We start from the raw sequence: 11,962 nt of genomic DNA, 5'->3' as shown, positions 1-11,962 counted from the left end.
GGCCGTTCACTAGTGTGAGATGCGTCGCACCGCCCACCGGCGGTCGCGCTCCACTACAGAAGGGAACCCGCCATGGACGTCTCCGGCTCCTCCGTCATCGTCACCGGTGGCGCATCCGGCCTCGGCGCCGCCACCGCGAAGCGCTTCGCCGACGCCGGCGCCACGGTCTTCGGCATCGACCTACAGCCGTCGATCGACAAGGCCACCCCCGTCGAGAACGTGCATCTCGTGGCCGCCGATGTGACCAAGGAGGACGAGGTCCTCGCCGCGATCGCCGAGGCCGTCAAGGCCGGCCCGCTGCGCGTGGCCGTGAACTGCGCGGGCGTCGGCTGGGCCGGGCGCGTCCTCTCCAAGAACGGACCGCACCCGCTCGATCTGTTCCAGACGGTCATCAACATCAACCTCGTCGGCACGTTCAACGTGATGCGCCTCGCCGCCGACCAGATGAGCAAGCAGGACGCGCTCGACGAGCAGGGCTCGCGCGGCCTCATCGTCAACACCGCGTCGGTCGCCGCGTTCGAGGGCCAGGTCGGCCAGATCGCCTACGCCGCGTCCAAGGGCGGCGTGCACGCGATGACCATCTCCGCGGCCCGTGACCTCGCGCAGTTCGGCATCCGCGTGAACACCATCGCCCCCGGCGTCATCGCCACGCCGATGCTCGCCGGCGTCACCCCCGAGTTCAAGAAGACGCTCGAGGCCGGCGTCCCCTTCCCCGCTCGCCTCGGCGAGCCGAGCGAGTACGCCCAGCTCGCGTACTTCATGGCCGAGCACGATTACCTCAACGGCGAGACGGTGCGCATGGACGGCGCGCTCCGGATGGCCCCGCGGTAGCTCTCAGAGCTGCAGTTCCTCCGCCGGCGTCGCCCTGACCGCGTCCGACAGGACGAGGAGCGGGGCGGCGTCGTCGTCGATCGAGGGGCCCTCGGGCGGCAGTACCATGCTCGACGGTGCCGGGGCGGCCCCGGCCTCCGTTCGCAGGTCGATCGCGACGAGCAGGTTGTGCACGTTCTCCTCGGGGATCGAACCGCCGAAGTCGTCGGGCAGATACGGGCTGAGCTGCACGAGCACGTCGCGGATCTCGACCACCCGGCGCTGGAACCGCAGGTGCGGGTCGCGGCCCGCCTCGCGCGCGTCGAGCACCACCTCGGGGACGGCCGTGGTGAGCAGCTGCCACAGCGGCTCCAGCCGCTTGTAGTCCCGCCGGTGCCGCTTGCGGTACTCGCGCTGCACGAAGAAGCCTCGCACCCCGGGTAGCTGAGCCCGACGACGAACAGCACGATGCCGATCGCCGTGCAGGCCCGCGAGAACGTCAGCAGCACCGGCCAGGACACCACGTGCACCAGGCTGGTCAGCACGAACGAGACCTGCGTCAGAGAGCCGATCGCGGTGAGCCCGAGTCCTCCTGCCATGAGCCGCAGCGACGCCACGAGGTATCCGTCGGCGAAGGGCAGCAGCCGCCAGAGCGACAACACGCAGTCCGCGAGGCCGTACATGAGGTACCCGCCGGAGATCGCGAAGAACACCGCGAAACCGAGCTCCTGCACGGTGAGGGAGTCCAGGTTGGCGTCGCGGAGCGACGGCGGCATCACCGTCATCGCGACGGACAGTCCGATCACCGCGGCCAGGAGCGGCACCGCCTCCATACCGGCGCGGCGCTGCCGGGCCGACTCGGTGGGGCCGTAGAAGAACGCGACCGCGAGCGCGGCCACCGCCAGCGCCAGTGTGGCGTACCCGCCGAGGCGCGCAGCGCCGCGCCACAGCGCACCGTCGATCGTCGCGGCGACTGGCGAGCCGAGCAGCAGCACCGCCAGGGTGAACGCCGCGATCGCGACGGTCACGGCGACCGCCTGGATCCCGGCCTTGGCCCGGTACAGGCGATCCACGCGCCAACACAACACGATGGTGAAGAACGCGACGCCCAGGACGTTCACGAGCTTCACAGCCACCGGGAGTGGCCTCCCAACGCACGCTGGATGCCGCGGAGGCTGTCGTGCTTCGCCGTGCGGCCCGCGAGGGCGCCCGCCTCGGACGCCCAGCCGAGAATGATGGAGGCGATCATCTCGGCCTCCCATTCGTTGTCGTCGTCGTAACAGGTGCGGTGCAGTGCGGCGGCGGCCTCCGGCGACGACGGATCGGCCGCGGCTGCCGATGCAGCGGCGGGACCGGCGTGCTGATGCCCGGCGATGAGATGGCCGAACTCGTGGATGATGATCTGATCGCGATGCAGCCGCGAGGTGTTGGCCTGGTAGAAGAAATAGTCGGCATCGTCGCCGACGAGCCACAGCCCGTTGGGCATGCCGACGGGCAGCGGTTGGCTGATCACCAGGATGTCCCGGCCCCGCCGGGTGCCGTACTTCTCGCAGAGTTGGACCGCGTCGAACGGCAGGTCGAGATCGAGACTGCGCACCTCGCGTTCGCAGAGGCGGCGAAGTGCTTTGACGGAACGCACGCCCCTCCTTCGCGAGTCGGGAGGGGCGGGCCGTCCGTGGAAGGTTAGAGCCCCTCGGCTTCGCGCGAGTCTACGGGAAGTTCCGGCGGATCGGCGGGGAGGCCCTGCTGCACCCGGAGCACCTTGATGAGCTCGTTGACCATGTTCACCGAGTCCGGCGAAAGCCCGGCCAGGCGGAATGCGGCCATCTGCACCTTGGTGTCGGCCTGGAGCCGCATGAGGTGAATCTGGTCACGCGTGCGCTGCGCCGCCTCGTCCTCGAGGAAGTAGTGCACGTCCACCCCGAACGCCGCCGAGATGCCCTCGACCGTACGGAAGGACGGAGACTTCGCCTTGCCGGAGCGAAGCTGACTCAGGTACGACTCGCCCAGGCGGAAGCCCAGGGCGGTCGACCGCTGCGCGATCGCCTTCGCGGTGAACGCGCGGCCGTTCGGGCCCGGCACCGTGCGGAACAGCTCCTCGAGCCGACTCGCGAACAGACCCTGACCCACCAGGGCGTCGCTGTCGTACTTATTACCTGCGTCCACTTTGTGCCATCCCTCTCTCGATCCCGGCACGCTTGCCACTACCGGCTCCTGCAACAAACTTCTTTGCGGGTGCTACAAGCTCGATCACACTATAGCGTACTTTGCCACCCGGCACGACCTCTTCGTGATCGATTACCGGCAGTGCGCACGCGTACTGTATTCTTACCTACACGCGTGCGTAAATGATGAAAGGGGTGCTCGTGTCGACTCCGACGCACCTCACCAAGCGACTCAAAGCCGCCGTCATGGTCGCCGCCGCGATCGGCATGATCGCCTCCGCGCCCGCCTGGGCGGACCCGGATGGCAGCGACTCCCCCACGTCCGAATCGACCGGCGCAGCCGAAAACCACCGGCGACGAGCCCGCCGCGAACACGCCCGGAGCGAACGTAGAGAACCCGTCCGGCACCGCTAACAACGATCCCGCCGACGGTAACAGCGGCAAGGGCGACGACAAGGACTCGGGCAAGGGTGGCGGGCTGTTCGGCGGCATCCTTGACTGGGTCGGCGGCGGTTCGGGCGGCGGCTCAGGTTCGGGCTCCGGATCCGGCGCGGGCGGCGGGTCGGGTTCCGGTAGCGGCTCGGGCTCCACCTCCGGCAGCGACTCGACCGGCGGTTCGTCGGGCTCCACCTCGACGGGCAGCGGCAGCTCCACCGGCAGCACCGGCTCCGGCGGCGCGAAGATCGAGACCCCGGGTGTGCGCACGGGCAATCCGCTCCCGTCCGGCACCGACGAGATCAACGACGGTAGTGATTCCGGCGTCGCCGACGACTCCTCCGCCGCCCCGGCCCCGTCGAACGGCAGCGGTCCGGGCGCCGGCTCGGGTAGCAGCTCGGGCTCCGCGACGGCACCCGCCGCGCCGGCCGCCCCCGCGGCAGCCGCGCCGGTCATCGTCGCGCCGCCCGTCGTGGTCGGCCCGCAGCCCGCGGCACCGGCCGCACCCAAGCCCGCGCCCGCCCCGGCGAGCACGCCGGGCGGTGCGGCACCGTCGGACAACGACGGCGACGACGCGGCCCCCAGCAACGCGAACCACCGCGACACCACGGTCCTCACGGCCGCCTACTCCTCCGCGCAGCGGGTGGCGCCGGTGGCGGCCGAGACGGCGCGCCAACTGTCGCCCGCGATGATCGCGGTCCTGGGCGGTGTCGCGCTGCTCGGCAGCGGCAGCTTCGCCGACGCCCTGCGCCGCGCACACTTGCGCCGCGCAGGCCTAGCCGCCCACCACGGGCAGCGCGAGCACCTTCTCGCTCGACATGAACGCCCGCAGCGCGGCGGTCGCCTTCACGTCGTCCTCGTTGTACTCGAGGATGCGCCGGCGCTGGGCGGCGCGGTCGGCATCGTCGAACCCGGCATCGATCCCGACCCCGATGCGGTACCACAGCATCGAGGCCTCGCCACCGGCCTCCGGGTCGCGCCAGGCGAATCCGGCGACGGGCGCGACCTTCTTCAGGCCGCGGCCGTCGAGGAGAGGAACGCGTCGCCCACGGCGTCGAACATGTCGACCCACTCCGGCGAGGCGATGAACTCCTCGACGGCGCGGCGCGCCGGCACGCCCGGTTCGCCCGCGAATCGGTCCGCGGAGGCCAGCAGCCACTTGTTCTCGGCGTTCTGCGAGTAGCAGTACGCGGCGAAGGTCCTGCCCGTGGCGTGCGCCTCCGCGCGCCGGTCCATGAGGAAGGCCCAGAACTCGGCGAACGAGCGGGCCTCGTCGCGCGTCGGCACGGGGTCCCAGGTGACGAACGGCCGGTAGCCGAGGTCGACGCCGTCGCGCCGCAGCCAGGTGCCCCACAGGTAGGCGCCGTACTCCTGGTAGCTCTCCATATCGACGTCGACCTCGACGTCGGCCCGGCGCACCTTCACCTCGGGCTGCCGCCGCACCAGCACCTGCCCGTCCCGCCACGCGCGGGCCATGGCCCGCAGGTCGGCGATGGGCACGGGCACGTCCTCGGGCTGGGGCCCCGCGTACTCGGCCAGCTGGTCGACGGTGCCGATGCCCGCCTCGCGCAGCCCGGGCGCCGAACGCCCGTCGGCCACCAGGCTCACGTCCCGCGCCTCGGTGAGGGTCTGCGCGCACTGCGGCCACCAGGGCACCGCCGGCACTCGGCAACCCGCACCGGCTCGGTCGGGGCGGTGCCGGCGAGCACGTCCCGACGGTCCGCGAACCGCTCCTCGTAGGCGGCCAGTAGCGGGCCGACCTCGTGCACCACGATGCGCGCACCGTCGACCCCGATGCTGCCGCCGAGCAGCGTGCGCGACCCGCGACCGAGCTCCTGCAGCATCCGGGTGAGGTGGGCGAGACGCATCGCGTCGCCGCGGTGCGGGCGCGTGCGCACCGCCTCGTCCTCGCGGGGCTCCCACCGATCCAGGGGCGACGTGGTGGCGCCGGCGCCCGGGTCGCAGGTCTTGTGGTTGACCACGATGATCGGGATGTAGCCGTCGGCGAGGCGCAGCAGGAGTTCGCTGTGGCCGCGGCGGTCGTGCGCGGTGGGGAGCACGGCTCCCCAGATCCGCTCGGCTCCCGCGTCCATCGCGGCGAGCGTGCGGCGGACCGCGCCCTCCCCCGGTTCGATGACGGTGAGCCCGGGCAGCCGGTCTCGGACGGACGCACGGAAGACGGCGGCCGCCTCGACCCGGAGCGCCATGCCCGGGTCCGGATCGCCCTGCGGGGCCCGGGCCTCGAGCGCCAGACGGTGCCGGCAACCGGTGAGCGCCCGCGCGCTCACCGGAGTCGTCTTCACAGCCTGGTCGATGTCCACTGCCTAGCAGTATGGCGGGCGGCACTGACAACCGCGGAAGCCGCGCTGTGCAATGCTGTAGCGGACGGCAGGTACTGACCTACAAGGACGTGCACTGATGGGTTTGTTCGGCAAGAAGCAGAAGTCCTCCCGCGCGGAGCGCCGCGCGCAGGCCAAGGCGCTCAAGTCCAAGGCGCGCCTCGAGGCGAAGCTCGCCGCCAAGAACGCGGATCGCGACGCCAAGCGCATCGTGAAGAGCGCGTCGAAGAGCGAGCGCAAGGCACTCAAGGCGGATCTGCACCGCTCGAAGATCGTGGCGAAGGCGCAGGGCAAGTCGGATGCGGCCAACCTGAAGATCGCCGAGACGAACGCGCGCGCCGCCGTCGAGGGCAAGCTGCTCTCCGAGGCGCGGCTCAAGCGCTACATCTCCACCGCGCGCCTGCTGGCGCCGGTCGTGGTGCCACTCGCGTACCGCGCCGCGCAGGCCGGCCGCAACCAGCTCGACTCCGCGAAGGCGTCGCGCCTCGGCGTGCCCGTCGACGAGGTCGCTGCGTTCGCCGGCTACGGCGGCGGCCTATCGGCCCGCGTCGCGGCGGCCCGGCGCTCGCTCGATCAGCTCGCGGCCACCCACCCCGACGCCGAGACGAAGGCCTTCACCGCCGCCGTCGCGCAGCGCCTCGACGATCTGGCCACCGCGATCACCGCGTCCGAGTCGATGCCTCCCGCGCGGCGCCGCCCGGCGCACCAGGCCATCGCGCGCGAACTCGACGGCATCGACGCCGACCTGCTCAACCGCCTCGGCGTCAGCTCCTAGGTCCGTCCCCGCGCGGCGGTCATCGCCGCCGCACGGAGGCGTCGGGGACCAGCTCCGGGCAGGACGCACCGCTGCGAAGCTCGTAGTGCCACACCTCGTTCGCGTAGGTCCGGCACAGCCCGAACCGCTCCGAGTGACGGTCCATCCAGTACGCGGCGGCCGTCGGCCCCACGTCCACCGCGTCACCCGTCACGTGCTCGAGCTCGACGGGGACGCGACCAGCCGGGCCGCTTCCTCCGCACCGTCACGCCGCACGGCGTCGTCGTAGAGGTGCTGCTGATACCGCTCCGACCGCCAGCCCGACGTCAGGTGCATCGCGACGCCGTCGCGGGCGGCCGCCCGCGCCGCCGATCGGATCGCGGTGCGCAGCTTCGGATCGAGATTGGTCACCGCCGGCACGTCCGCATCCACCGGCACCCGGTCCAGGACCACGCCGTCGGCCTCCCCCAGTTGCCCGACGATGCCCGTCCGGGTCCCGATCGGGGTTCCGGCGAGCGTCTCCGAGCACGCCACGACCACCCCCGCCAGCGCGACCAGGGCGACAAGTGCCGCAGCCGACTTCGTGAGTACGTGAGCCATGTGCCCACGATCGGCCGCGTACGTCCCGGTACCATCGCCGACGGTCCGCGGTCCCGTCTCAGTCGCGCACCGAACGGAACACGAGGGAGTCTCACCAGCGCAGCGTGAGCTCGCCCCGTCCGGGAGTGCTGCCCAGCGCGGGGCGAAGTCGTCGTACCGGGCGAAGATCCGCTCGCGCAGCGCCGGTTCGATGTCCGCGTCCTCGAGGGCTCCGGGCCACGCGGGCTCCGGCTTCCGGTACCCGCGCTCGACTTCCCACAGCGCCGCGGTCAGCGAGGCGAGGTACTCCGAGCGGGCCATGTCCGCAGCCTGCGCGGCCGTGGGCTGCCGCTTGCGGCGGGACGCCTTGCGGCGCTCGGCCGGGTCGGCGGGCCAGAACAGCCCGTCGAGGCCGTTCGCGTCGGCGATCCGCCCGAAGACCCCGCCGCGCAGGCCCGCCTCGGCCTCGACGATGAGGTGCGCCGCGTCGTGCGGCACCGGCGGGCGCCCGCCCGGGCCCCGCGCGGCGCGAGCTCGGGCCCCGTCGCCCGGACGATCCGCACGTCGTACCCGTTCCGGCGCTTGACGAACGTGACCTCCATGCCTCCAGGGTCCCGCCCCCACTACCGCGTCGCAACCGGATTTCCGCCTCCTCCGTGCAATTGAACACTGTTTCGGACCCCGAAAGCGCAGGTCGCGGTGAACATGAACAGTGCTCAATTCCGGGCGGGGTCAGCGGCCGATCAGCTTGAGCGCCTTGATCGCCGACGGGACCACGTTGAGGAAGACGTTGCGGGGCACGCCCTTGATGCCGCCGATGCCGATGATCCGCTGCTGCGCGATGGTCTTCGACTCGCAGTACTTGAGCAGGCCCTCGGCGCCGTGACGGCGGCCGACGCCCGAGATACCCATGCCCCCCATCGGCGCGGCGGTGGAGCCCCACGCGGCGGCGTAGCCCTCGTTGATGTTGACGGTGCCGGCGTTGATCCGCTCGGCGATCTCCTGCGCCTGCTTGGCCGTCCCCGCGAAAACCGAGGCGTTGAGCCCGTACTCGGTGTCGTTGGCCTTCTCGACGGCCTCGTCCACCGAGTCCACCGGGTAGATGGACACGAGCGGCCCGAAGGTCTCCGACTTGAAGCAGACGGCCTCCTCCGGCACGTCCTTGAGCACGGTCGGCTCGTAGAAGAACGGGCCGAGGTCCGGGCGGGCCTTGCCGCCGGCGAGCACCGTCGCGCCCTTGGCGACCGCGTCGTCCACGTGCGCGGCGACGGTGTCGATCTGCGACTTCGACGCGAGCGAGCCCATCTCGTTCTCGAAGTCGTAGCCGGCGCCCAGCGCGAGCGTGGCGGTGCGTTCGGCGAAGACGCGGGCGAACTCGTCGGCGATCTCCCGCTCGACGTAGATCCGCTCGATCGAGATGCACAGCTGCCCCGAGTTCGAGAACGCGGCGCGGGCGGCACCGTCGGCCGTGTGCGCGATGTCGGCGTCCTTGGTGACCACCATGGGGTTCTTGCCGCCCAGCTCGGCGGAGAAGCCGATGAGGCGCTTGCCGCACTGCTCGGCGAGCGTGGCGCCGGTGGCGGAGGAGCCGGTGAACATGAGGTAGTCGGCGCGCTCGACGATCGCGGTGCCCACGACGCCGCCGGGGCCGGGGACCACGGCGAACAGGTCGCGGGGCAGGCCGGCCTGGTACAGCAGCTCGACGGCCGCGAGGGCGCAGTACGGGGTCTGCGAGTCGGGCTTGAGCACGACGGCGTTGCCGGCGGCTAGCGCGGCGACACCGTCGGAGACCGCAAGGGTGATCGGGTAGTTCCACGGCGCGATCACGCCGACCACGCCCTTGGGCTGGTAACGCACGCGGGTCTTGGTGAACACCGGCAGCATGCCGTCGGTGCTCTTCTCCGCCAGGATCTTCGGCGCGTTCTTGCCGTACCAGCGGGCCGTCATCGCGACGTCCAGCGACTCCTCCTGCGCGTACTGACGGGCCTTGCCGGTCTCCAGCTGCACCATGTCCATGAGCTCGGCGCGGTGCTCGTTCACCAGGTCGGCGAACTTCAGCAGCACGGCCGCGCGATCCTTCGCGCTGCGGGCCGCCCACTGCTTCTGCGCGAGGCGGGCCCGCTCGAAGGCCTTCTCCACGTCCTCGACCGTGCCCACCGGGATCGTGGTGACCTTCGCGCCGGAGAACGCCTCGAGGACGTCGCGCGACTCGCGCTGCTCCGGGTGGTCGATCGCCGCGAGGGCGCGAAGACGGTCGAACGTGGCCTGGGTAGGTGCTGGCATGCCGCCAGATTACCCGCTTGTTGATGCTCACTCAATAGCGTGGTTGGTTCACGATGTGGAGTTCTGCGCAGTCAGACGTGCTCCACGACGTGTCCACCGCACAAGATTGCGAAATCGTGAGCGCCGTTATGATCGCGGCATGAGCGACGTGCAGTTCACCCCCACCGCGGACCTGGTCGACGAGATCGGCCCCGACGTGCGCAGCTGCGACACGCAGTTCCGGCAGTTCGGCGGCCGCAAGCAGTTCGCCGGCGAGGTCGTCACCGTCAAGTGCTTCCAGGACAACGCGCTGCTCAAGTCGATCCTGGGCGAGCCCGGCGAGGGCCGCGTGCTGGTCATCGACGGCTCCGACGAGAACGGCGTCCCGTCGCTGCACACCGCGCTGGTCGGCGACCTCATCGCCGAGCTGGGCCGCGGCAACGGCTGGGCGGGCATCGTGGCCTACGGCGCGGTCCGCGACGCCGCCGTGATCGGCACACTGGACATCGGCGTCAAGGCGCTCGGCACCAACCCGCGCAAGTCCACCAAGACCGCGGAGGGGCAGCGCGACGTGCCGCTGACCTTCGGCGGGGTGACCTTCCACCCGGGCGACACCCTGTTCAGCGACGACGACGGCATCGTCCTCCGCTAACGGGAGACCCGGGCGGCCCGCCCGAAGACCTCCACCACGTCGCCCACCGCGAGCTGCCGCCCGCGCCGGGCGTCCACCTCGCCGTTCACCGTGACCTCGCCGTCGGCGATCACGGCCTTCGCCTCCGCTCCGGAGTCGATCAGCCCCGCCAGCTTGAGGAACTGCCCCAGCCGGATCACATCGTCGGAGATGGCCACGTCGATCGGATCGCTCACCCGACCATCATGCCCGACTACCCTCGCGGGTGTGCTGCTCGAACTCGCGGGTACCCGCACCCACGTGGTGGTCGACGGGCCCACCGGGCCCGCCTCGGGACCGCCGGTCGTGCTGTGTTCGGGCCTGGCCGGCAACTGGTTCGACTGGGACGCCGTCACCGCCCTGCTCGCGCCGAGCCGCACCGTCGTCCGCCTGGACCGGCCGGGCTACGGCCGCTCCGCCCCGTGGCCCGACGGTGCCGTCCCCACCCTCGCGTCCGAGGTCACCCGGCTGCGGGAGCTGCTCGACGCGTTGGACCTGGAGCGGGCCGTGATCTGTGCGCACTCGATGGCGGGCTTCTACGCCGAGGCGTTCGCGCGCGAGCACCGCGGGCGCACGGCGGGATTGGTCCTGCTGGACGGCAGCGTCGAGGACGACTCCCGTCGTCCGCTTCTGCCGGGTGGTCTGCGCACGCGCGCCGCCCGGGCTCGCGGTGGCGGTGGGGGTACACCGGATCGTGCCGGCGCTGTACGGGATGGCGGCGCCGCTGCCGGAGGAGTATCGCGATGTGCTGCGCTCCCCCGGCTATCTGCGGGCCGTGTTCCTGGAGAACGCCGGCTACCCGGCGCTGGCGGCGGAGCTGGAACGACTGCGGGCGACGACCCCACCGCCGGCGGGTGTGCCGGCGACCGTGGCGGCCGCGTACGCCGGCCGGCCGACGCCGTGGGCGGCGGCGTGGCTGGCGCAGCAGTGCGCGCTCGCCGATCTCCTCGACGCCCGGTTCGCGGTGATCGCGCCCAGCGGGCACCTGGCCATGCACGCGCAGCCCGCGCAGGTGGCGGCGCTGATCGTGGACGCGCTCAGCCCGCGCGCAGAATCCGCAGGTCCGAGGCGGTGACCAGACGTTCGCCGTCCTCGGCGAGCGTCCGCGCGAGCCGACGGTTCCGCAGTCTGGTGAGGGTTCGTCCACCGAATGCGGCGGTGCGGCGGTACAGCTTCACGGGAGTCTCCGAGGGTGCGGTCTCGATGCGGAACGATTGGTTACAGATACTGTATTCCTCGTTTCGGCGGGGGTCCAGTGCTGGCCGCCCGAGCGTGTCGCTCCTCACAACCGGGCCACGACGAGGACCGCCTCGAGGCGTGGCTACTGTATGGGTGGTCGGGAAGAATTTGCTTCCCCACATCCTCACGAGGAGAACCGTGTCCGACCTCGACGACCTGCTCAAGTCCATTCCGATCGACGACATCGCCGCGCAGCTCGGCGTCACTCCCGACGTGGCGTCGGAGGCCGTCAACCAGACCGTCCCGACGCTGCTCGCGGGCCTGCAGGCGCAGGACACCACGCAGCCGCAGGCGGAGCTCATCGACGCCGCCGAGGGCGGCAACGGCCAGGAGATCGTGGCCAGCCTGTTCGGCGAGAAGACCGACGACGTGGCTGCCGCGGCCGCCGCACCGCTGTCCTCGAACGTCACCGACGGCCTGGTCAAGCAACTGCTGCCGATCCTCGCGCCGATCGTCATCTCGTTCGTGATGAAGAAGCTCGCGGGCGGCGGCGCGGCGGCGCCGGAGCAGCAGGCCCCGGCCCCGCAGCAGGGCGGCGGCGACCTCCTGGGCAGCATCCTCGGCACCATGCTGGGTGGCGGGAACGCCGGCGGCTCAGCCGGCGGCGGCGCGGGCGACGTCCTGGGCAGCATCCTGGGCGGTCTGCTCAAGGGCAAGTAGTCCGCAGCGAACGCGGAAGGCCGGGCTCCCGTCGGGGGCCCGGCCTTCC

Annotated in this window: 12 protein-coding genes and 3 pseudogenes; 6 read left to right on the top strand and 9 right to left on the bottom strand. The window is 71.6% G+C overall.

Features of this window, described 5'->3' with window-relative positions; all coding sequences use genetic code 11:
- Positions 1-72: 72 nt before the first annotated feature.
- Complete coding sequence (locus tag MTP03_RS00535) at positions 73-831, top strand: SDR family NAD(P)-dependent oxidoreductase (protein WP_248490124.1); 759 nt, start codon at positions 73-75, stop codon at positions 829-831.
- Between the two features lie 3 nt (positions 832-834).
- Here MTP03_RS00535 and MTP03_RS23210 read toward each other — a convergent pair.
- The 5 genes and pseudogenes from MTP03_RS23210 to MTP03_RS00505 form a co-directional block, all read right to left on the bottom strand.
- Positions 835-1,883, bottom strand: a pseudogene (locus MTP03_RS23210) (MAB_1171c family putative transporter).
- 53 nt (positions 1,884-1,936) lie between these two features.
- On the bottom strand, positions 1,937-2,449 hold the full coding sequence (locus MTP03_RS00520) for a hypothetical protein (protein WP_248490121.1): 513 nt from the start codon (positions 2,447-2,449) through the stop codon (positions 1,937-1,939).
- A gap of 44 nt (positions 2,450-2,493) precedes the next feature.
- A complete protein-coding gene (locus tag MTP03_RS00515; RefSeq protein WP_248490120.1) occupies positions 2,494-2,976 on the bottom strand; it encodes an XRE family transcriptional regulator in 483 nt (160 codons plus the stop codon).
- A gap of 89 nt (positions 2,977-3,065) precedes the next feature.
- Positions 3,066-4,028 carry a hypothetical protein gene (locus tag MTP03_RS00510; RefSeq protein ID WP_248490119.1) on the bottom strand — a complete coding sequence of 321 codons (963 nt, stop codon included), beginning with the start codon at positions 4,026-4,028 and terminating at the stop codon, positions 3,066-3,068.
- Positions 4,029-4,185: 157 nt separating this feature from the next.
- Positions 4,186-5,731: pseudogene (locus tag MTP03_RS00505) on the bottom strand (TM0106 family RecB-like putative nuclease).
- Between the two features lie 97 nt (positions 5,732-5,828).
- On the opposite strand from MTP03_RS00505, the gene MTP03_RS00500 reads away from it, so the two are divergent.
- Positions 5,829-6,524, top strand: coding sequence for a DUF6474 family protein (locus MTP03_RS00500; protein WP_248490118.1), 696 nt, complete (start codon positions 5,829-5,831; stop codon positions 6,522-6,524).
- Between the two features lie 19 nt (positions 6,525-6,543).
- On the opposite strand, the gene MTP03_RS00495 is transcribed toward MTP03_RS00500, so the two are convergent.
- The 3 genes from MTP03_RS00495 to MTP03_RS00485 form a co-directional block, all read right to left on the bottom strand.
- Positions 6,544-6,717, bottom strand: a complete 174-nt coding sequence (locus MTP03_RS00495; RefSeq protein WP_248490117.1) for a hypothetical protein — start codon at positions 6,715-6,717, stop codon at positions 6,544-6,546.
- Entirely contained in the window at positions 6,714-7,580 is an 867-nt protein-coding gene (locus tag MTP03_RS00490) for a D-alanyl-D-alanine carboxypeptidase family protein (RefSeq protein ID WP_248490116.1), read from the bottom strand. Before MTP03_RS00490 ends, MTP03_RS00495 begins: the two co-directional genes overlap by 4 nt.
- A 234-nt stretch (positions 7,581-7,814) precedes the next feature.
- Positions 7,815-9,365, bottom strand: a complete 1,551-nt coding sequence (locus MTP03_RS00485) for a succinic semialdehyde dehydrogenase (protein ID WP_248490115.1) — start codon at positions 9,363-9,365, stop codon at positions 7,815-7,817.
- A 139-nt stretch (positions 9,366-9,504) separates the two neighbouring features.
- Here MTP03_RS00485 and rraA point away from each other — a divergent pair, with 139 nt between their 5' ends.
- On the top strand, positions 9,505-9,996 hold the full coding sequence (gene rraA, locus MTP03_RS00480) for a ribonuclease E activity regulator RraA (RefSeq protein ID WP_248490114.1): 492 nt from the start codon (positions 9,505-9,507) through the stop codon (positions 9,994-9,996).
- Here rraA and MTP03_RS00475 read toward each other — a convergent pair.
- The gene (locus tag MTP03_RS00475; RefSeq protein WP_248490113.1) at positions 9,993-10,211 is read right to left on the bottom strand and encodes an RNA-binding S4 domain-containing protein; all 219 of its coding nucleotides are present in this window, start codon (positions 10,209-10,211) and stop codon (positions 9,993-9,995) included. The two genes, rraA and MTP03_RS00475, sit on opposite strands and share 4 nt — an antisense overlap.
- Between MTP03_RS00475 and MTP03_RS23205 the strand changes: the two are divergent.
- From MTP03_RS23205 to MTP03_RS00465, 3 genes and pseudogenes are all read left to right on the top strand, one after another.
- Positions 10,186-10,614 (top strand): annotated as a pseudogene (locus MTP03_RS23205) (alpha/beta fold hydrolase); the annotation flags it as partial. The gene MTP03_RS00475 and the pseudogene MTP03_RS23205 sit on opposite strands and share 26 nt — an antisense overlap.
- Positions 10,615-10,651: 37 nt before the next feature.
- Positions 10,652-11,089, top strand: a complete 438-nt coding sequence (locus MTP03_RS00470; protein ID WP_248490112.1) for an alpha/beta fold hydrolase — start codon at positions 10,652-10,654, stop codon at positions 11,087-11,089.
- Between the two features lie 302 nt (positions 11,090-11,391).
- The gene (locus MTP03_RS00465) at positions 11,392-11,913 is read left to right on the top strand and encodes a DUF937 domain-containing protein (RefSeq protein WP_248490111.1); all 522 of its coding nucleotides are present in this window, start codon (positions 11,392-11,394) and stop codon (positions 11,911-11,913) included.
- Positions 11,914-11,962 lie beyond the last annotated feature (49 nt).

The organism is Tsukamurella sp. PLM1 (assembly GCF_023168325.1).
Lineage (GTDB): Bacteria > Actinomycetota > Actinomycetes > Mycobacteriales > Mycobacteriaceae > Tsukamurella.
This window is presented reverse-complemented; position numbering and strand designations above follow the sequence as displayed.